The 25024-nt window shown below is 51.5% G+C and carries 21 protein-coding genes and 2 tRNA genes; 17 read left to right on the plus strand and 6 right to left on the minus strand.

Features of this window, described 5'->3' with window-relative positions:
- Nucleotide 1 precedes the first annotated feature (1 nt).
- From lolB to U740_RS01425, 9 genes are all read left to right on the plus strand, one after another.
- Entirely contained in the window at nucleotides 2–601 is a 600-nt protein-coding gene (gene lolB, locus U740_RS01385; RefSeq protein ID WP_036858563.1) for a lipoprotein insertase outer membrane protein LolB, read from the plus strand.
- Complete coding sequence (gene ispE / locus U740_RS01390; RefSeq protein WP_036858564.1) at nucleotides 598–1440, plus strand: 4-(cytidine 5'-diphospho)-2-C-methyl-D-erythritol kinase; 843 nt, start codon at nucleotides 598–600, stop codon at nucleotides 1438–1440. The genes lolB and ispE overlap by 4 nt, the downstream gene beginning before the upstream one ends.
- Nucleotides 1441–1443: 3 nt before the next feature.
- Nucleotides 1444–1519, plus strand: a tRNA-Gln gene (locus tag U740_RS01395).
- Nucleotides 1520–1591: 72 nt separating this feature from the next.
- Nucleotides 1592–2521: a ribose-phosphate pyrophosphokinase gene (locus tag U740_RS01400; RefSeq protein ID WP_036860974.1), complete on the plus strand. Its 930-nt coding sequence runs from the start codon at nucleotides 1592–1594 to the stop codon at nucleotides 2519–2521.
- Between the two features lie 116 nt (nucleotides 2522–2637).
- Nucleotides 2638–3297: a 50S ribosomal protein L25/general stress protein Ctc gene (locus tag U740_RS01405; protein ID WP_036858565.1), complete on the plus strand. Its 660-nt coding sequence runs from the start codon at nucleotides 2638–2640 to the stop codon at nucleotides 3295–3297.
- A 54-nt stretch (nucleotides 3298–3351) separates the two neighbouring features.
- On the plus strand, nucleotides 3352–3939 hold the full coding sequence (gene pth, locus U740_RS01410) for an aminoacyl-tRNA hydrolase (protein ID WP_036858566.1): 588 nt from the start codon (nucleotides 3352–3354) through the stop codon (nucleotides 3937–3939).
- Between the two features lie 29 nt (nucleotides 3940–3968).
- A complete protein-coding gene (ychF, locus tag U740_RS01415; protein ID WP_036858567.1) occupies nucleotides 3969–5060 on the plus strand; it encodes a redox-regulated ATPase YchF in 1092 nt (363 codons plus the stop codon).
- A 114-nt stretch (nucleotides 5061–5174) separates the two neighbouring features.
- Nucleotides 5175–6392 carry a PQQ-dependent sugar dehydrogenase gene (locus U740_RS01420; RefSeq protein ID WP_036858568.1) on the plus strand — a complete coding sequence of 406 codons (1218 nt, stop codon included), beginning with the start codon at nucleotides 5175–5177 and terminating at the stop codon, nucleotides 6390–6392.
- Nucleotides 6393–6544: 152 nt separating this feature from the next.
- Nucleotides 6545–6621, plus strand: a tRNA-Met gene (locus tag U740_RS01425).
- Nucleotides 6622–6655: 34 nt separating this feature from the next.
- On the opposite strand, the gene U740_RS01430 is transcribed toward U740_RS01425, so the two are convergent.
- Both U740_RS01430 and U740_RS01435 read right to left on the minus strand, forming a co-directional pair.
- On the minus strand, nucleotides 6656–7144 hold the full coding sequence (locus U740_RS01430) for a tyrosine-type recombinase/integrase (protein WP_051921111.1): 489 nt from the start codon (nucleotides 7142–7144) through the stop codon (nucleotides 6656–6658).
- Between the two features lie 245 nt (nucleotides 7145–7389).
- Entirely contained in the window at nucleotides 7390–7905 is a 516-nt protein-coding gene (locus tag U740_RS01435) for a hypothetical protein (RefSeq protein WP_036858569.1), read from the minus strand.
- A 356-nt stretch (nucleotides 7906–8261) separates the two neighbouring features.
- Between U740_RS01435 and U740_RS01440 the strand changes: the two genes are divergently transcribed.
- From U740_RS01440 to U740_RS01450, 3 genes are all read left to right on the plus strand, one after another.
- Nucleotides 8262–8999 (plus strand): ZIP family metal transporter, encoded by a 738-nt coding sequence (locus tag U740_RS01440; protein ID WP_036860975.1) that lies wholly within the window; start codon nucleotides 8262–8264, stop codon nucleotides 8997–8999.
- A 3-nt stretch (nucleotides 9000–9002) separates the two neighbouring features.
- Entirely contained in the window at nucleotides 9003–9467 is a 465-nt protein-coding gene (locus U740_RS01445; protein ID WP_051921112.1) for a ferritin-like domain-containing protein, read from the plus strand.
- A gap of 673 nt (nucleotides 9468–10140) precedes the next feature.
- Complete coding sequence (locus U740_RS01450) at nucleotides 10141–11445, plus strand: choice-of-anchor F family protein (protein ID WP_152556766.1); 1305 nt, start codon at nucleotides 10141–10143, stop codon at nucleotides 11443–11445.
- A gap of 110 nt (nucleotides 11446–11555) precedes the next feature.
- Here the strand turns inward: U740_RS01450 and U740_RS01455 are convergent, their stop codons facing one another.
- The gene (locus tag U740_RS01455) at nucleotides 11556–11870 is read right to left on the minus strand and encodes a hypothetical protein (RefSeq protein WP_160172032.1); all 315 of its coding nucleotides are present in this window, start codon (nucleotides 11868–11870) and stop codon (nucleotides 11556–11558) included.
- A gap of 365 nt (nucleotides 11871–12235) precedes the next feature.
- Here U740_RS01455 and U740_RS01460 point away from each other — a divergent pair, with 365 nt between their 5' ends.
- The gene (locus U740_RS01460; protein WP_036858573.1) at nucleotides 12236–12601 is read left to right on the plus strand and encodes a hypothetical protein; all 366 of its coding nucleotides are present in this window, start codon (nucleotides 12236–12238) and stop codon (nucleotides 12599–12601) included.
- 771 nt (nucleotides 12602–13372) lie between these two features.
- Here the strand turns inward: U740_RS01460 and U740_RS01465 are convergent.
- The gene (locus U740_RS01465) at nucleotides 13373–13981 is read right to left on the minus strand and encodes a PEP-CTERM sorting domain-containing protein (protein ID WP_081890794.1); all 609 of its coding nucleotides are present in this window, start codon (nucleotides 13979–13981) and stop codon (nucleotides 13373–13375) included.
- 432 nt (nucleotides 13982–14413) lie between these two features.
- Between U740_RS01465 and U740_RS01470 the strand changes: the two genes are divergently transcribed.
- The 3 genes from U740_RS01470 to U740_RS01480 all read left to right on the plus strand — a co-directional run bounded on the left by U740_RS01470 (nucleotide 14414) and on the right by U740_RS01480 (nucleotide 19478).
- A complete protein-coding gene (locus U740_RS01470) occupies nucleotides 14414–15310 on the plus strand; it encodes an outer membrane lipoprotein-sorting protein (RefSeq protein ID WP_200877018.1) in 897 nt (298 codons plus the stop codon).
- 1 nt (nucleotide 15311) lies between these two features.
- Nucleotides 15312–16796, plus strand: a complete 1485-nt coding sequence (locus tag U740_RS01475; protein ID WP_051921113.1) for a hypothetical protein — start codon at nucleotides 15312–15314, stop codon at nucleotides 16794–16796.
- Nucleotides 16797–16889: 93 nt separating this feature from the next.
- The gene (locus U740_RS01480; protein WP_051921114.1) at nucleotides 16890–19478 is read left to right on the plus strand and encodes an efflux RND transporter permease subunit; all 2589 of its coding nucleotides are present in this window, start codon (nucleotides 16890–16892) and stop codon (nucleotides 19476–19478) included.
- Here the strand turns inward: U740_RS01480 and prsT are convergent.
- Nucleotides 19475–22252, minus strand: a complete 2778-nt coding sequence (gene prsT / locus U740_RS01485) for an XrtA/PEP-CTERM system TPR-repeat protein PrsT (protein WP_036858575.1) — start codon at nucleotides 22250–22252, stop codon at nucleotides 19475–19477. The genes U740_RS01480 and prsT overlap by 4 nt on opposite strands.
- 337 nt (nucleotides 22253–22589) lie before the next feature.
- Entirely contained in the window at nucleotides 22590–23525 is a 936-nt protein-coding gene (locus U740_RS01490) for a THxN family PEP-CTERM protein (protein ID WP_036858576.1), read from the minus strand.
- A 409-nt stretch (nucleotides 23526–23934) separates the two neighbouring features.
- Here U740_RS01490 and U740_RS01495 point away from each other — a divergent pair, with 409 nt between their 5' ends.
- On the plus strand, nucleotides 23935–25008 hold the full coding sequence (locus tag U740_RS01495) for a nitroreductase family protein (RefSeq protein WP_036858578.1): 1074 nt from the start codon (nucleotides 23935–23937) through the stop codon (nucleotides 25006–25008).
- The last annotated feature ends 16 nt before the right edge of the window (nucleotides 25009–25024 follow it).

Consider the following 25024-nt stretch of genomic DNA (forward strand, 5'->3'; position numbering starts at 1 on the left):
CATGCGACTGTTCCTCCCGTGGTTGATCCTGTTTCTTGGCGCCTGTGCATGGCAAAACCCGCAGCCGCCAGTCTCAATAGCAAACTGGCAGAAACACACAGAGCATTTGCAACAACTTGATCTCTGGCTGCTTGAGGGCAAACTCGGTTACAGGGACAGTCGCGATGGCGGCAGCGCCTGGGTCAACTGGCGTCAATCCGGGACTGCCTTCGATGTGCAACTACACGGGCCTTTTGGCAGCGGTGCAACACGCATTCTAGGTGATGACAATCACGCGGAGCTGCAACAGTCGGGGGAAGACACACTGACGGCCGAATCTCCTGCAGCGCTGACGGAACAACTTTTCGGCTGGCAGTGGCCGGTAGACCAACTGCAATTCTGGGTTCGTGGAATACCTTCACCCCATGAGCCCACAGTACTCAGAACCCACAATGCAGAGGGCACCCTGGCGGCACTGCAGCAATCCAACTGGCAGCTGGAATTTACCGGTTACGAACAGGTTGGCCAGTGGGTGCTACCCAGCCGAATCAAAGGTAATAGCGGGGAGTTCAGCTTCACTCTGATCGTCAAGCGTTGGCATCCCGGGGATACTGTGCAGTGAGGCTATCACTACCCGCTCCAGCCAAGCTGAACCTGTTTCTTCATATTACCGGTCGTCGTGAGGACGGTTACCATAACCTGCAAACCCTGTTTCAACTGCTCGATTACAGCGACCTGCTGGATTTTGAGCGTACCGACACTGGCAAAATTTGCCTCACCGATGAACAGACCGGCGTCCCCGTCACAGAAAATCTGATTTTTCGGGCGGCGCGTTGCCTACAGGAAGATACTGGCTGCAGGCTAGGGGCCAACATCCACCTGCACAAGCGACTGCCAATGGGCGGTGGACTCGGCGGTGGTAGCAGCAATGCCGCCACCACCCTGGTGGGGCTCAACGCTCTGTGGGCGACGGCTTTATCAAAACAGCAACTGATGGCCATGGGAGAAAAACTGGGTGCGGATATCCCCCTGTTTGTTTTTGGTCAAAGCGCCTGGGCCGAGGGCATTGGCGAACAACTCACGGCCATCGAATTACCGCCGGCCTGGTACCTGGTTATCGTGCCGGATACCCATGTTTCAACAGGAAAAATATTCACCCATCAGGGTTTGACAAGGAACACGCATCCGATCAAAATACGCGCCTTTCTCGAGCGGGGTGGTAGAAACGATTGCCAGGCAGTAGTGGAATCGATCTATCCCCAGGTAAAAGAGGCGCGCTTATGGCTGGCTCAATTTACTGAAGCCAGATTGACGGGAACTGGCGCCTGCTTGTTCGGCTGCTTTGATTCAGATATCGCTGCAAGGTCAGTACTGGAACAACTGCCACATCAATGGCAGGGCTTTGTTGCTAAAGGGGTCAACCAATCCCCGTTATATCAGCAGCTACCGTCTAAATACTAATATTGGGGTGTCGCCAAGTGGCTAAGGCAACGGGTTTTGATCCCGTCATTCGGAGGTTCGAGTCCTCCCACCCCAGCCATTATTTCTCTGGATTGCTCTGGGCCGCCGGAGACATTTCGAAACTGATCAGGAAAAAGCCGTGCCTAACTTGATGGTTTTCTCCGGGAATGCCAACCCGGAGCTGACAAACGAAATTACCCGTCACCTCGGCCTGAATATGGGCAAGGCTCTGGTTTCGCAGTTTTCGGACGGGGAGATCAACATCGAGATCAGGGATAACGTGCGCGGACGCGATGTCTTCGTCGTTCAGCCCACCTGTGCACCCACCCATAAAAATCTCATGGAGCTGGTGCTCATCATTGACGCACTGCGACGTGCCTCAGCCACCCGTATCACAGCCGTAGTTCCCTACTTTGGCTACGCACGACAAGACCGCCGGGTTCGCTCTATCCGGGTGCCAATCAGCGCCAAGGTAGTAGCAGACATGCTGACCAATGCCGGGGTTGACCGGGTAATGACCGTGGATCTCCACGCCGAACAGATCCAGGGATTTTTTGATTGCGCGGTGGACAACGTCTACGGCTTGCCCGTACTGCTCACCGACGTAGAAAGACAGAATTACGAAAACCTGACCGTAGTTTCACCGGATATTGGTGGCGTGGTTCGAGCCAGAGCGATGGCAAAACAGCTCAACACCGATCTGGCCATCATTGACAAGCGCCGCCCGGAAGCCAATCAGGCTCAGGTAATGAATATTATCGGTGAAGTCGAAGGCCGCACCTGCCTGCTGATCGACGATATCGTTGATACCGCAGGCACACTTTGCAAGGCGGCCGATGCACTCAAAGAGCAGGGGGCAAAAAAAGTGATAGCCTACTGCACTCATCCGGTGTTGTCGGGCAAAGCCATCGAAAATATTACAAACTCTGCACTGGATACCCTGGTGGTCACCAACAGCATTCCTCTGACTGAGGCAGCAAAAAACTGTGCGCAGATACGATCACTGAGTCTCGGACAAATGCTGGCAGAGGCCATGCGCCGGGTCAGCAACGAAGAATCCATCAGTGCCATGTTCGACTGACAGGCACCGGATAATAAACCGCCCATCCGGGCTTTTTAACTCCCGCAAGGGAATTTCAATACCCCCGCCTCGATTCTGGTCGCGGATCAGCTGGGGTAACAACAGGAGTCAAGGCAATGTCCAATGATTTTCAATTGAGTGCCAAGGCCCGTGAGGACATGGGGAAAGGTGCGAGCCGCCGCCTGCGTCGTCTGGCCAACCAGGTGCCCGCCATCATTTACGGCGGCCAAAAAGCGCCACAAAGTATCAGTCTCACTCACAATGAACTGAAACATGCGCTGGAGAATGAAGCGTTTTACTCTCATATCATCACCCTGAATCTGGAAGGCGATTCCCAGCAGGTGATCCTGAAAGATATACAACGCCATCCATCCAAGCCGGTCATCCTGCATGCAGACTTTCTGCGGGTGAGCAAAACCCACAAACTGCACACCAAAGTGCCGATTCACTTTATCAATGAAGACACCTGTGTCGGCGTCAAACCCGGTGGCGGTATTATCTCCCGCACCATGACTGAGCTGGATATTTCCTGCTTGCCAGCAGACCTGCCCGAGTTCATCGAACTGGATGTGGCAACCGTTGAAATTGGCGACATCCTGCATATCTCTGATATCAAGCTGCCTTCCGGCGTTGAGAGCGTGGCCCTAAGCCATGGTGAAGACCATGACCTGCCCGTATTCACTGTCAACAAACCGAAGTCTGCCGCCACCGAGGAAGATATCGCTGGCGAGGAAGCTGACACTACGACTGAAGAAAGCAACGGCGACGAAGAGTAAGTTCCCGGGGTTACCCCCACCTGAACTTACTGTTCGCGTTAGCAGGCCCCGACATTGGACACGCCCGTTCAACTTATTGTGGGGCTGGGAAATCCCGGCCCCCAGTATGATCGAACCCGTCACAATGCCGGGGCTGATTTCGTTCTGGCGCTCGCCAATCACTACGGCGTCACGCTAAAAGCTGACAATAAATATTTTGGTCTCACAGGCAAAGCCGTGATCAATGGCAAGCCGGTCTGGCTATTGATTCCCACGACCTTCATGAACCGCAGCGGCAAGGCAATTGCAGCCCTTGCCGGGTTTTACCAGATTCGTCCCGAGGCCATTCTTGTGGCCCATGACGAACTGGATCTGAACCCCGGTATCGCAAGATTCAAACTGGGCGGGGGACATGGCGGACATAACGGCCTCAAGGACACGATTCTTTCTTTGGGGAATCAGCGTGACTTTGCACGCCTGCGCATCGGCATCGGGCACCCCGGTCACGCCAGCGAGGTGGTCAACTTTGTGCTGCGGCGGGCACCGGCATCAGAACAACAATTGATAGACCAGAGTATTGATAACGCCATCAAGGCCATTGAGCCCACGGTGGTTGGCCAGTGGAACAGCGCCATGAAAGCGCTGCACTCCATCACTCCCTAAACAAACAACGGTATTGAGGTTACATAGTCATGGGTTTTAACTGCGGTATCGTCGGTCTGCCGAATGTGGGCAAATCCACCCTCTTCAATGCTTTGACCCAGGCGGGGATTGACGCAGCAAACTTCCCTTTCTGCACGATTGAACCAAATACCGGTATCGTACCCATACCGGACCCCCGTCAAGACAAACTCGCCGACATTGTCAAACCGGAGCGCATCGTTCCCGCCACCATGGAGTTTGTCGATATCGCCGGACTGGTTGCCGGCGCCTCAAAGGGCGAGGGGCTGGGTAACAAGTTTCTCGCCAATATTCGTGAAACCGATGCCATTGCCCATGTGGTACGTTGTTTTGACGATGACAACGTGGTGCATGTCGAGGGCAAAATCAACCCGATATCGGACATCGAAGTAATCAATACCGAGCTAGCGCTCGCTGATCTGGATACGGTGGATAAAGCATTGTTGCGTGTTGCCAAGGCGGCCAAGGGTCAGGATAAGGAGGCCATGGCGATAAAAGACGTGCTGGAAAAAATACAACCTCACCTCAACGAGGCAAAACCGTTGCGGGCAATGCCCCTCAGTAGCGAGGAACTGAAAACGATACGCTCGCTCAACCTGTTGACCCTGAAACCCACCATGTATATTGCCAATGTCGATGAAACCGGATTTGAAAACAATCCATATCTCGACCAGGTCAACAGGGTAGCCGCCGCAGAGAATGCCGTGGTTGTCCCCATCTGCAACAAACTGGAATCCGAAATAGCAGAATTGGGCGACGATGAAAAACTCGACTTCCTGCAGGAGATGGGTATGGAAGAACCCGGCCTGAACCGGGTGATTCGCGCCGGCTATTCACTGCTGGGACTGCAAACCTACTTTACCGCCGGCGTAAAAGAAGTGCGTGCCTGGACGATCCCGGTGGGCGCCACCGCGCCGCAGGCTGCCGGTAGAATCCATACCGACTTCGAGAAAGGATTTATCCGCGCCGAAGTCATCGCCTACGAGGACTTTGTCGCCGGCAATGGCGAACAGGGTGCCAAGGATGCCGGCAAGTGGCGCCTCGAAGGCAAGGAATATGTGGTCCGCGACGGCGATGTCGTCCACTTCCGTTTTAACGTCTGAGCACGACACCAACGGAAGATCCAAGCCCGCCGCGTCCAATCCACCCCGAACTGCTGCGCCCGCTGATGCGGGCGTTTTGCTGTACAGACTGCCATCCAGCCCTATAATGCAGCAATGGCTAAATCACTGAAGGTCATGATCCTCGGTCTTCTGCTGACGGTCTTGCTACTGGTTGCACTGACGCGCCATGTGCCGGGATTTCAGATCAGCAGTTTCCCGGTGCTGTTCAACACCCTGATGGGAACCGGTAGTCCTGTCGAACTGGAGACCATTACCGATCTGCTTGTCACCCCCAAGGGATTTGAACTCACGCTTTTCGCTGACAACATTCCCAATGCCCGTTTTCTGAAAACCACCCCCACCGGTCAAATGTTGGTCAGCTCACCAAAAACCGGCACGGTCTACCTGCTGGCCGATACAAATGGCACCGGCAAGGCAGATGAGCACATCCCGCTAATCGGTGGCCTGAATCGCCCACACGGACTCGATATTCACCACGACGGCGAAACTTCGTGGCTTTACATTGCCGAGACCAATGCGGTAGGCCGTATAGCCATAGACTGGTCAACGGCATCCACTGAGGGCGACTATCAACGACTAATCACCAACCTGCCCAATACTGGCGGTCACTGGACCAGGACGATCCAGTTTGGCATCGATGGCTGGCTCTATCTCACTGTCGGCTCAAGCTGCAACGTCTGCGAGGAAGCCGATCCCCGGCGAGCGGCCATGATGCGCTACCGGCCAGACGGTTCCGGCGAACAGATATACGCCACCGGCCTGCGCAACAGTGTGGGATTTGACTGGGCACCCTGGGATAACAGTCTCTACGCCACGGACAATGGCCGGGATATGCTTGGTGACGATTTTCCGCCCTGTGAACTGAACAGAATCAAAGCGGGTGGTTTTTACGGCTGGCCCTATATCAACGGGTTTGGCGATCTCGACCCCGACCTCGGGCAAAACAAACCGGCGAAAGCTAAGGCCACCCTGCTCGCCACTAGTATTTCACCAGTCTTCGGCTTTCGAGCCCACAACGCGCCACTCGGCATGAGTTTTTTAAACCATCCCGACCGTCCGGAAAAATACCGACGCACCGCCCTGGTAGCACTGCACGGCTCCTGGAATCGCACCGAACCCGATGGCTACAAAGTCGTTGCCCTGCACTGGGATCAACAGGGGAAAATTACCAGCGAGGATTTTGTCAGCGGGTTTCTGCGCCCCGACAATGACGTGACCGGTCGCCCGGTGGATATTGAGGAGGGAATGGACGGCAGCATTTTTATCTCGGATGACTACGCCGGGGCCATTTATCGGGTCCGCTACAATTAACTCTTAACAGCCACAGTGGCAGCCTGAAAATACCGCCATGACCAGATATGCACACCAGCCAGCTACCCTGATGCGGCAACCAACTGCAGGCAGAATACACCTTGACAACATCCGGCAAAATCGAGAAAATTCGCGCCCGTTATTCAGGCAATGGCTACGTAGCTCAGCTGGTTAGAGCACAGCATTCATAATGCTGGGGTCGGTGGTTCAAGTCCACCCGTAGCTACCAATTTCTCCTTTAAAATCAGAATACTACGGACCTCTCAAACCGCCCCTCTACTCTCCCTTCGCCCGATTGCGGGGAATTTGCGGGAGTTTTCACTTCGTATCAAGGTCAAGGTCGGTGTTGACCGGTCTGACCAGCTCACTTTCTCTACCGCTTCAATCAATTCGCCGATTTCCGGCGATGAATAGTAAGTCGTGATCTGACCGTTTTTATGACCTAGCAAAACCTGCCGCGTCTCATGACTCACACCTCTGGATCGTAACCGCCGTCCAAACGTGTGTTTCAGGTCATGCACCCGCACTTGAGGTAATCCTGCTTCCTCTCGTGCTCTTCGCCAGGCCTTGGTATTGATCCGGTCAGTGGGTTTGCCATTGGTATAGGTAAACACAAACTCCGGGTGCTTACCTCGCTGGCGATTGATGACAGCACGTGCTTCTGTATTCATCACCACCAATCGATCTTCACCGTTTTTAACACCATTACCTGGAATCACAAAGACACTGGTTTTGAGTTCTGGAATCGACACTTCCCAATCTCATCGCAAACAAGTGACTTCCTGTTCCCGTAAACCCGTGTTGACCTTAAATAAAACCATCTCCCTCAATCGGAATAGTTACCTACTCTCGGTAGGCGAGATTTGCATAATGGGAGGAAATCCTAAAATATTATTCAGTGTTAGTTGACCACTACAAACCAGAGATGCTTGCAATTATGTTAAGGCCTTAAAAAATAGATAAAACCCTTTTGCCAATTTCGTGGCAGACCACTGAGCTAGTAGCCAGGAGGAATATTCAGGGCCCGTGCTTCTACTTTTTCCAGCTCGGCGTTAGGGTGATGGGCAAGAACTAGATTCTCTATCTCAATTACGCGATCTTTTGGTACGTCGATGAGCATGAGAAACTCTCCTCTTTCAATGGCTTGCTGAAAATCTTTGTGTCTTGAATTGGGTATTTCCAGAGCAATCATACTTCCCATAAACGACCCCACACCAGCACCAGCTGCCATACAGGCAAGTAACGCCCCCCCTCCAATGGCAATACCGCCTGGAACGATCATGGAGACCAAACCTACCAAGAGACCAGATGCGGCTCCTAAGGGAATGCCCCGCTCAAAGGCAGCAAGAAAATCACTTTTTTGTAATAGCGATGCCTCGGGCAGATCTTCTAGCGCTACATCTGCTGAGGCAATTATGTGAATGTGCTTTTCCTCTACATCTGCCTGCTCCAGCTCCGTGACTATAGATCGACTTGTTTCTATATCGGGTACAAGAAAATAAATACGCTGCATAATCGCCTTCCTGAATGTTGAAAAATGAAGATCTTTAACTACCACTATTAAGATATCAACCTTCACTGGTCGAATATCAACTCAATTTATTTTTTGAAGATAGTTTCTTTGGTTCAAGCCTACAATGAGATGCATCAACAAATACAATATCACCGTGTAAATTATTGAAATAACTCTCGTCATACGATTTTTTCTACCTAAGCGACAATTAACTAAGTAAGAGCGAATAGCGTCTATTGCTCCAAAGGTAGCGGCACATTTACGAAGAGGATGACCTACAACACAACGGCACTCCAGATAGTGCATACCGAACAGCTCCGTATTAGCATGTCTGAAAGAAACTCATGGTGTACCAAATGTTGCTATGGATAATCGGATTCAGTCTTTTGGGCAGCGTGGGTGCTGTCGCGGGTGCTGCCTTGTTTCTGTTATTCCCGAAAGGCATCCGTAGGATTCTTATTCCCTGCCTCATCAGCTATGCCACCGGCACACTGCTTGGTGCAGCATTCCTAGGCATGATCCCCGCTGCTCTTAAACTAGCCCCTGCGTTCACGGTCACATCGATGGTGCTGACCGGCATGGTACTATTTTTCGTGCTGGAGAAACTGGTGCTCTGGCGTCATTGCCACGATAAAGCGTGTGAAGTACATGGGCGCGCAGCCCCGCTTATCCTGATCGGGGATGCCGTTCATAACTTTGTGGACGGTATTATGATTGCCACAGCGTTCCTCACCTCGATTCCCTTGGGGGTCGCCGCATCGCTGGCTGTGGTCGCACATGAGGTTCCACAAGAAGTGGGTGATTTCGCCATCTTGCTCGATAATGGCTACGGCCGTACTAAAGCGATAGTTCTCAATGGGCTCTCAGCTGCCACTACACTGCCAGGTGCTGTGCTGGGCTATTTCTGGCTCGGAGAGACATACGCTGCAGTACCATATGTTCTGGCGATTTCCGCTGCAAGCTTCATCTACATCGCTGCAGCTGACCTCATCCCGGGACTGCATCGGAAAGTGAACACCGCTAACTCTCTGCGCCAACTCCTACTTTTGCTAGCAGGTATAGGCACGATCGCTATCTTTCATCACGGAGGATAAAGCATGAATACACTGACCGAAGTAGAAATCCATGCACTTAACGAGGCGCTCGACGACGAGTATCATTCCTGGGCAACTTATGACCAAGTGATCGCTGACTTCGGTGAGGTGCGGCCCTTCAGCAACATCCGTGAAGCCGAGGCGCGTCATATCGAGGCCCTTTGCACGCTGTTTTCATTGTACGGATTGACAGTGCCCGAGAACCCTTGGCCGGGAAAGGTTGAGCGCTATGCAAGCCTGCAAGCAGCCTGTGAAGCCGGTGTATCCGCGGAGATTGCCAATGGTGAAATGTACGAGCGACTGATTGGGTCGAGCCAGCGCCCGAACATTGTCATGGTGCTACGCAATCTCCAGGAGGCATCGCAGCAGCGACATTTACCTGCGTTTCAGCGATGCGCCCAACGTGGAGGGGGGCGGCCTGACGGTAGTGGTGATGGGTGCCATAGGAACGGAAGGCGGCGGCCATGATCGCTATTGCGGAGAGAGGCAGCGGTAGACCTTGATAAGTTGTTACGCAAAATTGAACCAACCAGTTAATGTGACCGCTTACTGTCACCTCTTGCTGGAGGCTATAATTAATCAGAGGGAAGGAAGGTAAAAAGTCTAAGATAATCGCCTTACAGACTGCTGCCCATTATTTCGGTGGGTGAGATTCTATAATTCAGAACCGTTATTTTCTCTTCCCCCTTTCTTTGATACTTACTTCTTTTGACCATGAAGGTTACTTCTGGGTTGAGAATTTACACAATTGCATTCGAGGCGTCATGAGAAAACCTCAGTTCAGATGAAGTAAATTTAATCTGCCATAGATTTGGTGCAATGCGCGGCAAGAGCCAGTTTTCTTATCCAGACCAATCCTAAAGCCCCTTTGCTCACATTCAATGCCTTATTGACACTTCCAGACAGATGTCGATTTTTTTTACATCACCCCCCCCCCTAACCATGCTAACTATGGTTTGGCGGCACAATACTATATCCAACTCACTGTAATTGAAAAGTTTTAAGCGATTATCATTAAATATGCTTATGGTTGGCATAAAACGTGCTTGTAGAAGAATATCAGTCTACCAAAGTAGGCTGAAAAGGTGTTCAACGCTATGCAGATATTCTGCTAAGCGCAAAAGTAGAAAGGGGATTAACAATGAAGCTAAAAAGCTATTTACGCCCAGCTCTAGCCATAGCGATTATGGGGTTTTCAGGCAGCCATGCGTTCGCTGGAGCTATAACTGGCTGGAATCAGGGTAACGTGTCTTATTCCGGACCCGATAGCGATGGAAATTATTACAGCACTATCTACGACAAGGCTCCAGTAGATAGTGGTGCCAGCACCAACGGCTATATCAAATATACGCCTCCAGAAGGCGCATTTCCCGGCCTCAAGGTAGTCAACAACGCTGATCAAAATCCAGACAACCTCGACCCAGCTCCAGGCAATCCGGTTGATAACTGCATCATGGCCGCCGGTCCTGCGAGCTGTAACTCTGAATTCCAGAGTGGCAAACGCTTCAAGCTTGATCGGACCGGCTTTAATCCGATTGACTTGGTGCTTAATATGAGCGGCGAGTCCTTAACTGATAATGATGGCCTCTACAGGGTCTTCCAAAAGTACGGCAACAACACTGACAGCGCCTTGAGCGGATTTAGTATCAGCCTGGGATTCGGCATCGGAAACGACTTTATCTCATCCGGTGATGGTGACGGCCTGAGCTTCGTTGACTTTGGAGCCGACCCCAAGGAGAGCCAATTCAGCTCATTATTCGCTCAGGGACTTTTTGGTCCGGTTGATACTGAACGCGATCGCCCTCAAGGTTACTTCAGCGCAGAACGCAGTGGTTTCAACCTAGATTTGGTGACCGAGGACCTGTTTGAGACCAATGGTCTGTTTGGCGGCCAGAATGGCTATGAAGCCCTGTTCGGTGACTGGATGTCTTACTCAATGGCCCCGGATGGCTACTTTTACGATAATGACGGTGATCCTCTAACCGACGCAATCCTGATGGCGCACTACGATGATGCAACTGATAAATGGATCATGAATCGGGAGCTTGATGCTGATGGTGAGATCCTGACCTCAGCTGAAGGAAACGACGGCGACCAGTACAACGATGTGGCGGCTGTAGAGTCTGCATTGCAGGAACAGGCTAGCAATCTTACTCTTGCCGCATGCCCTGAGATACCAGTTGAGGGAGTCGCCTGTCTGGCCGGCGTTGGGGAGATTGAGGATCTCGCCAAGTTCAACGTGTCATACTTTATTGACCCTCTGCTCTTCAGCCTAAATGACTTGGCTTACACTGCATACGATGATCAGGCAAGCTTCACCTTACGCATCGAAGCCTGGGAAGCCTCGACAGTGCCAGCGCCCGGTGTCTTGGTACTCTTTGCGACAGGCCTAGGCCTACTGCTTGGTGTGCACCGCATCCGTCGCCGCAAAGATGTCACCATCTGAGTAAGCGATAGGTGTCATTCTTATCAGGAGCTGATGGCTACGGGATCCGTGGCCATCAGACCCGAGCTTGGTAGCTTCGATACCCTAGATTACTAGTAGTACCGGTCGGCTCAACGTTTGCCGGCACCAGATCCTTTTCCATGTCTAATACCTTTGCCAGATTCCATCCCTTTCTTCTGGTTCTTCATTTGTTGTATCTGCTGGCGCTCTTGCTTCTGGACTTGCTTCATCTCCTTTGCTGGCTCCTGCCCCTGTCCTTTGCCAGCCCCCATTCCTTTCCCTTGGGTTTTCATCTCCCGTGTCTGCTGGCGCTCTTGCGTCTGAACTTGCTTCATCTCCTTTACTGGCTCCTGACTCTGAGCTGACGCTACCAAACCCCCGAAAAAGCATAAACCCGTAAAAATAATGATGTAGCCGCTTTTCATAATATATTCCTCTTTAATCGCGAATAGGTCTTCTTTTATGAAGAGTTCAAGTAAAAACAATCTAATTGTCAATGCAAGGAAGTAGGCTAGAAACCCAGTGGTGACCCCCTCTCACAGGAGGGATCACTCTAGCATTGGCACTGGCTTTATTGTCGCTGTATTTACACTGGAAGATACAAAAATAGAGCACATAGGCATATATAAAATACTATTCAACAATTAAATCATATAGATAAAAAGACTAAGTAAAGTGACACTGACCCTTTTTATTGACTCAAATCATAAAAGTCCTTTGCTGGCAAGAAAAATTTACAAAAAAGGCTTAGCATCTTTAACTTACCTTTAAGAAAGTTGAGGAGTAAAAAATGAAGCAACAGTTGATTGCCCCGATCTTGGTTGGTCTTATTTCACTCTATACTGCTGGTACATTGGCGGGCGATATGGATCGCACGCAAGATGGAATGCAAACGCAGAGTCAGGTTCAGGACAGAATCTATGGTAGTCAGCTTATGACGGAAGAGGAGCGTAACGAGTATCGTAAGAAAATGGGTTCTGTTAAAACTGAGCAAGAACGAAACCAGATCCGCCATGAGCACCATGAACGCATGAAAAAGCGTGCTAAGCAGCAGGGCAAAACTTTGCCTGATGAGATGCCAGCAACAGGAGGGCACAGGGGAACTGGCGTGGGACAGGGTAGCGGCAAGGGTTTTGGTGGTAACAAAGACCGCTGATCCAGCTTTAGAGTGCGCTGCTAGTAAGCAACAGAGAAGGTTGCTTACTAGTGGAATGGATAGGAGCCGTGATCGAAAGCCAAGTCTATGAGGCTAGATATCGAGAGATGTTTTGGTTACCCCGCTCCCAGTATTTAATCCAACTGTTTCCGAGTAGTGTTCGTTACTTTCGAATTAGTTGTTACAGGTCGGATGGCGGAAAGTAACGGGATCTTAAGCCCTGCTGATAATCTGATGACTTGATTAAGTGGCTCACAGTTATTGAAAGAACCCTCCATTTGTATTTATTACTACCCAAAAGTATGAATGATTCACAAGAAACCGAAAAATTAGTTGCGGGAGTTTTGCGGGAAATAGTCCCGCACTGTTGTGCTTTGTTGTGAGCGCCCGCATTAACAGTCAATAAAAACAATAAGTTATTGATATATATGCGAATTCATAATGCTGGGGTCGGTGGTTCAAGTCCACCCGTAGCTACCATTCCTTATACCCTACCTTTAACACTGATCCCGGCACGCCCCACATAACGGTCAAGGGCATTTTGACTCTGCAACGATCTCCCTAACCAGCACAACTCCCTATTTAACCGCGTTTAGCAATGCACCGATTTCAACTCACACTGTGACTTTGGGTGCCAGCCTATAAGCTGCAACCCCTATCGCTGCATCCAGGGGAGCTTCACTTGGCTGACTCGCATCGATTACAAAACAGGCGGATATAAAAAAACCCGCAATTAGCGGGTTTTTTTATTGACGCGAAGAGCCGCTGGTATCAGCTTGCCCGACGACGGCGACGCAGGGCCATCGCAAGGAGGCCGACTGCAAGCAGGGCCAGCGGAGCCGGCTCAGGAATCTCGTTGCTCTCGAACTGATAGGAGGCAAAATGGTTATTGACGTCCGTGGCATCAACCCCAGTCAACTGGAACAAAGAGCCACCACTGGCATCAAGAAAATTAAAGTTGTAAATATCACGATTCGAGCAGCAATCTGTCCGTCCGAAAATTGCCATACTGCTCAGATCCACTGCTTCAAGAAATGTAATCGTCAGAGTGTCACCTGTTTTTGGATTGCCTTCATGGAAGACACTGCCGTTGGAAAATACACCATCAGTATTTCCATCAATGGCTTTGTCCGGCGTGGAGGATGCGTTCCAGCTATCGGGCGCTGACGCAGTTGCTGTCAGCGCAACATTCACATTACTCATGTCAAAAGCCTGAAACTCAGCCACCTGCAACCATTCATTAATACTGTTGGAAATCTCAACGCTTTTCACGCCCACCAAACCAGCATTGGCACCTGCCATAAAAGAAACAGCTACGGCACAAACGGCAACCTGACTAGCAAAACGACGCAAACGCGATGTGATCTTGGAGTTGAACATACTTCTGGCCTTCTTCAATAATTTTAATGAATTACACTGATATACATAATATGTAAGCAAAATGCAGGCCAATCAAGTAATATTCTTTTATATCAAATAGATATATATCGCTTTCAGAAATAAAGCGCCGTCATTTAGCTTCTGTAAAGAAACCTGACGCAGGCTCGTTGTCACAATCTTTAACCATGCTGTTATAGAGTGCTAGCTACTCACTTTGATTATACGCCAGACCACACATCTGGCTGCGCCACCACTTACCCCTTAATCCATTCAACGACCTTCGGACCACTAAACGGGTAAAAAACTGTTCCGGACTAAAGTAGCGGGTAAAGCAACACAAACCCGGCACGCCGGCTTGCTTTTCTCGGTCGCATTTTCTTTGGGTCATTGCAGTAGACGATACTGTTCCCGTGAATCGCTTAGATCGTTAGAATGATGAAAACAATTACAGGGATGACCGTGCATATTTCCTTCAGCAACATCAGGCGGTGGGTAGCGACCCTGTCACTACTGATGCTCACCGGCTTTAGCTGGGCCGGGCCGCATAATTCAGCTGTGACCAATGCCAATCAGCAAAGCGAAGCACTCAAGCTGGCTCAGGCCGTCTATGACAACCCTACCGGCCAGGATGCCAGTTCACAGGTAGTCATGGTGTTGGAAGGTAGCGGTTCGACCAGACAGCGCATGCTGTTCAGCTATGCGCTCGACAAAGGCAACGCCGAGCGGTGGACACTACTCCGCTTTGTGAAACCGAACGATGTGGCAGGGACCGGCCTGCTGACCAAGGATTATCCCGGCGACGAGAGTGACCAATGGCTGTATCTGCCTGCTCTGGAGCGGGTTCGTCGCATCGCCTCATCGAGAAAAGGCGGCCGGTTCGTTGGTTCCGATTTCTACTATGAAGATTTATCCGACCGGGAAGTTTCCATGGATCACCACCGGATTATCGGCAAGGACAAGGTCGGCGGTGCCGGCTGCACTCTACTGGAAAGTATTCCGGTCGATAAATCCAACTCGGTTTACAGCAAACGCATTCTCTGTATTCATCCGGGAATTCTCGTTCCCCTGCGCATTGACTACTACGAGAACAACCGCGAAGAACCTACCAAAAGACTTCAGGCGAGAAAAATCAAACGCGTACAGGGCTACTGGACCATTTTTGATAGTACGATGTACGACCTGCAATCTGGTCGAAGCACCAAGTTAATCACTATTGATATCAAATACGATCAGGGTATTCCCGAGACACTCTTCAGCCAGAGAGGACTGTCTGATGACAGCCGGGAAATACCATTCCGTCCGCAGAGCGAAGACAGCCAGGAAGAATGACATGAAAATAACTGACCGCGGATTAGCGACGCTTTTTGCCACCCTGCTGCTGAGTCCTCTTGCATCTCCAGTCAGCGCTGAGGATTTTAATCTGCTGATTATTGAAGAGGAACCGGAGGAGCTGTTGATCCTTGACGATCAAACGGATTTGCGCAATAACAGCCAGACTTCCGACGACGCACTAATCCTTGATTCCGGTGAGGACGAAAACGGATTATCCATTGAGGAGGACGACGACACCCCCACCGAGTCACCCCGATTCACGAGCTACACCACTGAAAAATCAGCGGGGCCAACTGTCAAGCTGAACCGGTTATGGATCGAGTACGGACACTTTACCCAACAAAGTGCCGACAAGAACTACCAAGGCTACATGCACGGTCTGGCCACGGCCGAATGGTCGCCATCATCAGCGTGGGAATTCCACGCCTCGGTTCGTGCGGATGGCTACAGGGAATCCGGCAGCAACGACTGGAGTGATTTCCGCCTCGATTACGATGAAATCTATGCACGCCACAAAACAGCCAGCTCTATCTTCACCGTTGGCACTCAGCGAGTACTATGGGGCAGAATCGATGAGCTCCCCCCCACGGATCGTCTGAGTACTCAGGATTTCCGACGGTTTGTGATCGATGACCTCGAGGATCGTCGGCTCGCCTCTCCCGCTATCCGTATGGAGCATTTTTTTGGCGACAGCAAAATAGACTTTGTGCTTTACCCCCACTTCCGTGAAACACAACTGGCTGACAGGGACAGCATCTGGTACCCGGTCAACAAGCGCACCGGTGAAATTCTCAGCCTGAAAACCACCGCTCTAGCAGAAACCATCGTAAAAAATGTACCCATCAAGGAAAATGCCCCCGACTCAGAGGGAGGTGCCGGTATCCGTTTCAGCACACTGGGCTCCGGTTTTGACTATGCACTGACTGTGCAAAAAGGGCGTCAGACCGTACCCTACTTCAGCTATAACCCCGATCGGAATATTATTGAGGGCCAGTACCCGCGCACCTGGATAGTCGGTGGGGACTTCGGCGTTGAAGCCCTGGGTGGCACCGTCAAGTTCGAGGCGGCTTGGCTGAGTGACACACCCGTCACCCGGGTGGATGGCAGCTATACCACGGTTAAAAGCATCAGCTGGGGGGCAGCACTGGAACTGTTCCCTGGAGACGGCGATGCCAGACTCAATCTGCAGTTGACGGGCGTCAGACTGCTCAGGGCACCAGATGTGATGGACCGCGCGGAAATCTATGCCCTGAATGGTACCTACAACATACCTTTTGCCCAAAATCGCTGGCGAGCCAAATTCCGTTTCAATGTCGGACTTGATAAAAAAGACATCTATTTTAACCCGGAAATCGCCTATACAGGGTGGGAGGCCCAGGAAGTGTATCTGGAGTTTCACTTCTTTGACGGCAGCCTGGGCACACCGGGTGGATTTTATCAGGACAACGGCATCCTTACCCTGGGCTGGCGGGCAGATTATTGAGCAGCCTGGCGTCAGGCCAAATGATCAGGAATTACTGACATCAATAAAGAATTACAGGATTATCGCCAGCAGCTAAGCAATGAGCACCAACCTGTGGCGCTCATTCAGGACGGCATTCTGTTGGTCGTCAATGAACCCTTTGCACAACATGCGGGTTTTGAATCACCGGCAGAACTGGAATCAACCCCGTTACTGGACTTGCTGGAGGGGCTGACCAAGGAGCAAACCCGCGACTTTCTGGCAAGCGCCAGCCACACTGATAAAAATACCCGCGATGCTCCCCGAACAAAAGTTACCTTGCGGCGCAATGATGGCACTCGCCTTCCCGCGGAAATTCATGCCCACCAGGACAATCTGAACGGGGAAAAAGTCGTCAAGCTTTACCTGCTGACAGCAGACGACCTAACACCGTCAAGGCGCATGCTCAGACTGCCCTGGAAACTGTATTTCTGCCTGCTTGGCCTGTTACTGATCGCGGCATTGCCCAATCTTTTACTCCCGAACCTGAACATCAATAACGCGCCCAGAACTTACCTTCCAGCTGATGCGCCCTCCGTTCTAATCGACCAACAGATACGCGAAACTTTTCCCGATGACGAAGTCATCGTGATGCTGTTTGAAGGCCTGGCGATGTTTTCAGATGACTTCCTGCTGGCGTATCACCAACTGTCCCAGTCGCTGTCTGCACACCCCCTGATCGACAGCGTGATCGGGATCACCCGGCAGGACCACATCAGTGGCTCCGCTGACGGATTTCTGGTCGAGCCGCTTATCAATATCGAAACCCTGGCAGACACTCTGCCCGCAGAGCGCCGCGAACGAGCACTCTCGGACCGGTTTGCCATGAACTCCCTGATCGCAGTTGATGGTTCGGCGATCGCACTCGTAGTGATTCCCCAGGCATTGGATGACAGCTTTCGCCACCTGGCACTGGAGCAGGAAATTGTCGCGCTGGTTGAGGAAAATCGACTGGATGGTTACCTGACGGCAATGGCTGGCGAAATCGCCACCGATGTGGCCCAGATGCGGGCCATACTGCGCGACAACATGATTTTTATTCCCACCACTGTGTTGGTCGGTTTGATCCTGATCTGGTGGCTGTTTCATCGCTGGATGGCCGTCATCATTACCGGTATCGTCACCGGAGCGGTGGTCAGCTCCACCATTGCTTTCTACGTCATCTTTCGGCAACCCTTCAATTCCATTGCAGGCATTATTCCACCGCTGCTGTCCGCGCTCACGATTGCCGCCCTGGTGCATTTTTTCAATGCGCTGCAGTACGCCTCCAGGCGAGGCCTGTCCGGCAACGACAGGGTGCAGTCCGCCCTGTCACAAATCCGTCGACCCGCGCTGTTCAGCGCCCTGACAACGTCTGCCGGACTCGCCTCGCTCGGGCTGAGTCCAATTCCTCCCATCAGCACTTTCGGACTCACCGCGGCTGCCGGCGTCTTTCTGATTTATCTGATTGTCATACACCTGCTGCCACCAATCTTCTCCCGCTACGACAACCGGCAATGGCCCCACCATAAAGCCGGACTCGGGTTGATGGATGTCATGGTGAAAGGGCTGTTCCACACCGGCATTCGCTATCCGATATGGGTGTTGGGTTTTATCCTGGCGATCCTGGTAGCGACGATCCCTCAGATATTCAAGGTCGACGTGGAAACCAACATTCTCGAGTTTTTTCCTCCTAGCCATTCGCTTCGTCAGGCAACAGAGCACATTGAGAAAAAACTTGTCGGCACCACACCACTGGAAGTGTTCTTCAGCTCCGACCAACCGGACGCGCTGATAACACCGGAGGCACTACAGGACATAAGGGGGTTTCAGAACTGGCTGGGCCGACAACCGGAAGTGGACAAGAGCATGTCGGCAGCTGATTTTGTGGAAGAAATGCACTGGGGTTTTCACGAAGAGAACAACAGGTTCAGGAAAATTCCGCAGAATGCAGACCTGATCAGCCAATATCTGTTTATTTATGACGGCACAGATTTGTATGACTTTATCGACCGGGACTTCCGCCGGGCACGGGTTGCCATCAACGTCAATGTACACGGTGCAAATGAGATTGGCGACCTGATGGAACGGATTGGTTATTACCTCACGGCAAGCCCGATAGCCGGAGCGGATTGGGAGCTAGCGGGAGCCGGCAGGATGTTCGCCGATCAGGAAGACCTGCTGGTCAAAGGTCAGATATACAGTCTTGGCGGGGCCCTGTTACTGATTTTATTACTGATGCTGGGTCTGTGGCGATCTGTTCAGGACACGCTCATTTGCATGATTCCAAACATCTCCCCCATCATCGTTATTTTTATCATCATGGGATTTCTGGGCATCTGGCTGGACATGGCCACAGCGATGATTGCCAGCGTAGCGGTAGGTATCGCGATTGACGATACCATCCACCTGTACCACGGTTTTATCGACCGCATCAGACAGGGCCACAGCCCTGTCTATGCCCTGGCACGAACATACAGCCTGGCAGGCCGTGCAGTGATGACAACCACCATCATTCTGTGCGCCCAGTTCAGCTTGCTGATGGCCAGCGCTTTTGTCCCTATGGGACATTTTGGCATACTGACCAGTATCGGCCTGCTCACCGCACTACTGTTCGACCTACTGTTACTTCCCGCCCTGCTGATTACGATCTATCGAACCAGGCGCATTATCAGCTCCAACTAGTTTTTCGCTGTTAATGTTGCCAACAGCTTTTCTGCTTCGGCTCTCTCGGAGAAGTCTTTTTTCTCTGACAACAATCTTTGCAAGGTCTGAATAGCCGCCTCAGCATTCCCCGAAGCATGGTCAATCATGGCACTGTGGTAATACATCGCCGGACTGCCCTTGCCATCGGCGAGGGCACGCTCGATGGAACGCTGCGCCTTGACCAATTGATTGTTTTTCAATTGCACTATAGCCAGGGTATCGAGTGTTGATGGTGACCGGTCGCTGAGATCTACAGCTTTCTCGGCATGATCCAGTGCTTTTTCGGGATCAGAGTCACGTAACAACCAGGCGAGATTATTCAACACCACAACGCTCTCCGGAGCGTCCTGCAGGGCGGCGTGATACTGTTCTACAGCCTTGCCCTCTTCACCCTTGCCAACATACAGGCTCGCCAACTCATGCCTGACCGCAACATCCTTCGGATGCTCACTGAGCCAATCCGTCATCATCCCTTCTGCAGCATCTCTATCTCCAGCCAGCCAGTGCTGCTGGGCAAGAAACAACATGTTTCGGCTGGTAGGCGCTTTTGCAAATACTTTTTCCGACAGTTCCAGCGCACGCGCCCTGTCTCCACCCTCCAGGGCATAGACTGCCTCCAGCTGCATAACCTCCGCATTTTCCGGCGCCAATCTTTTCAAAATGGTGAGGTTTTCTTCTACCGCCGACTGATCTTTCTCTCGGAGAAATATGCGGGTTAGCTCGATACGCGGTTCGATATAGCCGGGAGATATTTGAAGCGCTTTTTCAAATTCTGCTTTTTCCTTATCGACATCATTCAGACCTCGATAGGTCATACCCAGATGATAATGCGGCTGGGGCGCATCAGAACGAAGGGCTATCAACTGCTCAAAGGTAGATCTGGCGGCAGAAAAATCGTTTCGAGCAAGCAGCGACAACCCTTTTACATTAAGAACTTCAGGATTATTTTGTGATGCAGGATCCAGCGTGTTGAGAAGATTTGGCACCTGCTGCGGCTCACCTTTAGTCAGATAATAACGGGCCAGTACAACCCGGGGCTGGGTCGCTTTTGGGTGCGCCTCCATCGCCCGTTTCAGACTTTCCTCTATACCCTGGTCATCTTTTTCCAGTTCAGCCAGGGCTGCCAGTTTCATGAGTGTTGGCAGATTATCCGGGAGCACCTCCAGTATTTTCTGGTAGTAACCTCTGGCAGTATCAAGATCATTATCCCGAATAGACAGGAGTGCCAGCTTGTCATTGGCAGTGACATCGTCAGGGGCTACTGTCAGCGCCTGATTAAACGCGGTCTTCGCCTCAGCGGGTTTATCCTGTGAAAGATAGACCTGCCCACGCAGATTGTGGGGTGCGGCACTATCGGGCATTTTCTGTTCAAAGGCTTCTACTGCAGCCAGCGCCCCATCCACATCACCCTCTTTGAGATAGGCCGTTACCAGCAGAATGTCTGCCTGTTCAAACTCCGGATCAAGTTTGAGCGCTGCCTCAATGTGCTCAAAACTGCTCGCTACCTGACCACTTGCAAGCAACCCTGCGCCCAGTCTGGCTTGCGCTTCCGGGGAATCGGGCTGCAAAGAAGCCACTTTAGCCAAAAGTGTCAATGCCTCCTCGGTTTTACCCTGCTTTATCAGGGCTCCCGACAACAGATTGAGCGCATCCACATCCTCGGGGCTTGCCTCGACAACGGCACGCATCAACTCTTCAGCTTCCGCACCTTCACCCTCTCGCAGTTTCATATTGGCGAGAAGTTTCCTTCCGGGAGCACTGTCCGGCGCGATGGAAAGGTAGCGATAGGCAAAATCTTCTGCCTGTGCAGAATTCCCCAGTTTGTCGTGAGCTGTCGCCAGATAAAATAGCGACATGGGGTAGCGATCTCCATCCGTTTGCGCCAAGTCAAAAGCGCCAGTAGCGGCTGTCATATCACCTTTTCGGAAATGAAGAATGCCCTGTAAATAGTTGGCCGCCGGGCTTTTTGGCGAACGCCTGATCAACACCGCTACATCCTCAGAAGCACCGGTATTGTCCTCCTTTTGCAATCTTACCAGCGCCCGTTTATAGCGGTCTTCAAAGCGATCATCGTCACTGGCCAGCGCTTTTGAGTAAGCAGTTTCTGCAGCATCCAGGTTCAAACTTTGCAGCTCGATATCACCAAGCAGGCTTAACGCCGGGGCGTATTCCGGCGCCTGGTCAAATACATTACCCAACAAACGCCGGGCTTGAGTCCAGTCACCGTCAGACTGTGTACCTTTCAGCTTTGCCTGGGCCACCAGTGCATAGGGAAGTTCCGGGGCCGCTGAAATGGCTTTATCTATCAGTAACGCAGCCTCTTCCTCCTGTCCCCGTGCCAGCAAACCCAGCCCCTGTGATGCGAGCACCATGGAAAGATCAGCACCAGAGAGCGTTTCTACCGACAGTTCCTGCAGAGATTCAAATTGGTTTTGTGAAAGATGTGCCTGAGCAAGAAGAGGCAATACATCACTATCGGATTGACCCAGTTCATGAGCTGCCTTCAATTCTTTTTCAGCATTGGCGTAGGCTCCTTCGCTGAAATAGTATTCACCCAATAACCATCTTGCCTGCTGGTTGTTGCCATTCTTCTGCAATGCATTTTTCAACTCGATAACGGCAGCATTATTCCTGCCTTCCGCAAGATAGGCCTCCGCCTTGGCAACCTCCTGATTTCCAGTCATATCACTGGAACAGGCCAGCACAAGACCTGCCACAATCACCAGAAACCCTACCCGAAAAAATCTGCTCATAGAAAATTCCCTTTGTACCTGCCAGAGATAACCGCTTGCTTGAAGATAATTAGCATTATTGCAAAAAATAAAACTGCTTATTTGATAATAAAACTTCGTTCAAGGTTAAAGCAAACAGGGTTTGCGGACAAATAGATAGTCGTTGATCTGAGAGTGGTCAGGTGAAATGAAGAAAGAAAGCAGGTGGAGCAGAGTAAAGCGAGTGGAGTAGACGAGTAGCCCGTTATACATTCCAGTCACCCAGCCCAGTCAAAAAAGAACCCGGCAGAAAAGCCAGGCAAAAAAAACGGCGACCAAAGGTCGCCGCTTTCATACTCACACTTACTTACAGAATAGATCAGGCAGACAGGCTACCGTTTACTTTTCTGCGACGAACCAGACCCATCAACAACAGGCTGGCTGCCAGCAAGCCCAGAGTAGCAGGCTCAGGAATGTTTTCAGTGGCCAGAATCGCAAACTCGAGCTGGAAGCTGCTAGTCTCATTCTCCGCAGTAACAAAGCCAATGCAGTTGTCACCAGCGCCAGCTGCAGTGCAAGCCTCTTCAGAGAGAGGAGCCAGACCCAGTGCTGCAACGTATACGTCGTAGGTGAAACCATCAACCGAGAACGAATCGATCAGGAAGGCCAATACAGAACCGTTATTAAAAGCCTGTGCTGTTGCCAGACTAATCAAGTCGCTGGTAAGCGCGAAGATATCACCGCAACCAAACCCGTTGAATGGAACACCCGCCGGGCAAGCACCAGGGCTGCCGGGATTATTGTTCGTTTCAGTAAAGTCCACACCGAAAGTCACTTCCTGAATCTGGTCAGGGCCGCCACCATTGGGAGTCAGGACAACATAATCCTGTGCTGCCGTGCTTGATAGAGATGTACCAGTAATCACATAGTTATTGTGGGTAACTACCGGACCCAGAGCAAAAGTTGTAGCATTCACATCCGTCGAAACCATCAGGCCAGTCGCGCCACTGCCACTGGTCAGGCTATTACTCGGGGTGGTGCTATCGCCAGCAGTAGGGTTAATTACCAGGCTACTGACACGATCGAAATTATTGGATTCAGTACCCCAGCTCAGCTTGGTAAAACCATCGACATCAGAAACGCCAGAGGTTGCACCCTCTTTTACAACACCAGCCGGATTGATTGGTTCTACCCACTCAAATTCCTGGGTGTAATCAAAGGAGGTGATCATGGTTGCCGCTGAAGCGCTGCCCACCATTGCAGCACTGAGGCCCAAGCCTATAGCTAACTGCTTTACAAAATTGTTCGTTTTCATTTATTCACTCCTAGAACCTTACAGTTCCATTGTTTGCCGAAAAGATGACTCTGTGTCTAAACGTCTTTAATCTTTCTGTTTAGAGGATTATCAGATTAAAACTGATTAACCTTTCCGTAATAGTTAGCACAAAGCATGCCAAGACTGGAGCACCCTCCAATAAAACCACTATCCTACTGATATTGAATGATTTATTATCAAACCCCTCTCGGGATGACTGACATAAACTTGAGAAAAATTCGCCGCATGTAAAGAAACCTGACGGTGCCGGCAGACATAAAAACAACCGCTTAAGGCTGCTGCTTCACTCTCGACCTTTTTATCCATAGCACAAGAAGCATGGGCGGCAGGGTGAGAGGCTGTCACAGATAGTTTTGACCCTGCTTTGCAGGCAGCTCATAATCCGGCCATGACAGATAAAGATACGATCTTGCAATTGGTCAATGCCGGGCATCGCGCGCCCTCCGCCGACAACTCTCAGCCCTGGCATTTCCACTGGGATGGCGAACAGTTGTCATTGCGCTATGATCACGCCCGGGTCGCGGACCGCACTTTTCCCCCCGACAACCAGGCAACGCTATTATCGATGGGCGCCGCAGTGGAAAACATCGTCAATGCTGCGCAGCAGAGGGACCTGAAAACGGAGATTCACTGGTGGCCAGAAGGTGAGGCCAACCGGTGCTACTACGCTGCCTTGACCTTTAAACCATCACCCGTCAAGCCTTTGCTGGAGCGCACCAAACAATATCCATCGATTCGTCATACCAATCGCTTTCCCTACAAGAACACGCCGCTTCCCCAGGATGTTCTGGATAGCCTGGGAGAGCTGTCTGAGAACAGCGCCAGACTGATAACCATCAATGAACCCAGCCAGATCACACAGGTAGGGCAACTGGTTAAATCGGCCTCGGAAATTCGCTTTCAGACCAGAGAGGTTCACGAGTGGCTGATGGCCAGCCTGCGCTTTTCCGAAGATAGTGTAAAAGAAGCTGACGGACTGGATTTAAAGACGCTGGCACTACCGCCAGGCGGCTCGTACCTGCTGAAGTTTATCGGTGACTGGAATCGTATGAAAGTGCTCAACCGCTTGGGCATCTACAAGTTTCTGGCAACAGTGGATTCAGCACCTGTCGCTGGCGCACCGGCACTACTGGCGGTGATTGCCCCGCCGGATGCCACCGGCGCACTTGATGCCGGAATGTTGCTTAACCGAAGCTGGAGCTACCTCAATGGCCAGCATATCGCCGCTCACCCGTACTATGTAATATCTGACCAGCTGGCGAGACTGTCCACCGACACGGTCCCATCTGATCTTGTTGGCGCAGCCACAACGCTGGCAAGCAACTGCAAAAGCACACTTGGCTTATCCGGGGAAGAAAGTCTGCATATGCTGCTCAGGATTGGCTACCCCAAAAAGCAGGCGCCCCCCTCCTCGCTGCGATTACCGATCGAAAAGGTTTTCACCGATACCTCTACCCGATAACCAGGGAAAATCGGGC

Source organism: Porticoccus hydrocarbonoclasticus MCTG13d (assembly GCF_000744735.1).
Classification (GTDB): domain Bacteria; phylum Pseudomonadota; class Gammaproteobacteria; order Pseudomonadales; family Porticoccaceae; genus Porticoccus; species Porticoccus hydrocarbonoclasticus.

Coding starts and splice junctions, on each gene's coding strand:
- U740_RS01405 (WP_036858565.1), top strand. CDS start 2,638: ATGTCCAATGATTTTCAATTGAGTGCCAAGGCCCGTGAGGACATGGGG.
- U740_RS01400 (WP_036860974.1), top strand. CDS start 1,592: ATGGTTTTCTCCGGGAATGCCAACCCGGAGCTGACAAACGAAATTACC.
- U740_RS01450 (WP_152556766.1), top strand. CDS start 10,141: ATGAAGCTAAAAAGCTATTTACGCCCAGCTCTAGCCATAGCGATTATG.
- lolB (WP_036858563.1), top strand. CDS start 2: ATGCGACTGTTCCTCCCGTGGTTGATCCTGTTTCTTGGCGCCTGTGCA.
- ychF (WP_036858567.1), top strand. CDS start 3,969: ATGGGTTTTAACTGCGGTATCGTCGGTCTGCCGAATGTGGGCAAATCC.
- U740_RS01460 (WP_036858573.1), top strand. CDS start 12,236: ATGAAGCAACAGTTGATTGCCCCGATCTTGGTTGGTCTTATTTCACTC.
- U740_RS01475 (WP_051921113.1), top strand. CDS start 15,312: ATGAAAATAACTGACCGCGGATTAGCGACGCTTTTTGCCACCCTGCTG.
- prsT (WP_036858575.1), bottom strand. CDS start 22,252: ATGAGCAGATTTTTTCGGGTAGGGTTTCTGGTGATTGTGGCAGGTCTT.
- U740_RS01455 (WP_160172032.1), bottom strand. CDS start 11,870: ATGAAAAGCGGCTACATCATTATTTTTACGGGTTTATGCTTTTTCGGG.
- U740_RS01445 (WP_051921112.1), top strand. CDS start 9,003: ATGAATACACTGACCGAAGTAGAAATCCATGCACTTAACGAGGCGCTC.
- U740_RS01495 (WP_036858578.1), top strand. CDS start 23,935: ATGACAGATAAAGATACGATCTTGCAATTGGTCAATGCCGGGCATCGC.
- U740_RS01420 (WP_036858568.1), top strand. CDS start 5,175: ATGGCTAAATCACTGAAGGTCATGATCCTCGGTCTTCTGCTGACGGTC.
- U740_RS01490 (WP_036858576.1), bottom strand. CDS start 23,525: ATGAAAACGAACAATTTTGTAAAGCAGTTAGCTATAGGCTTGGGCCTC.
- U740_RS01440 (WP_036860975.1), top strand. CDS start 8,262: ATGTTGCTATGGATAATCGGATTCAGTCTTTTGGGCAGCGTGGGTGCT.
- U740_RS01435 (WP_036858569.1), bottom strand. CDS start 7,905: ATGCAGCGTATTTATTTTCTTGTACCCGATATAGAAACAAGTCGATCT.
- U740_RS01470 (WP_200877018.1), top strand. CDS start 14,414: ATGATGAAAACAATTACAGGGATGACCGTGCATATTTCCTTCAGCAAC.
- U740_RS01465 (WP_081890794.1), bottom strand. CDS start 13,981: ATGTTCAACTCCAAGATCACATCGCGTTTGCGTCGTTTTGCTAGTCAG.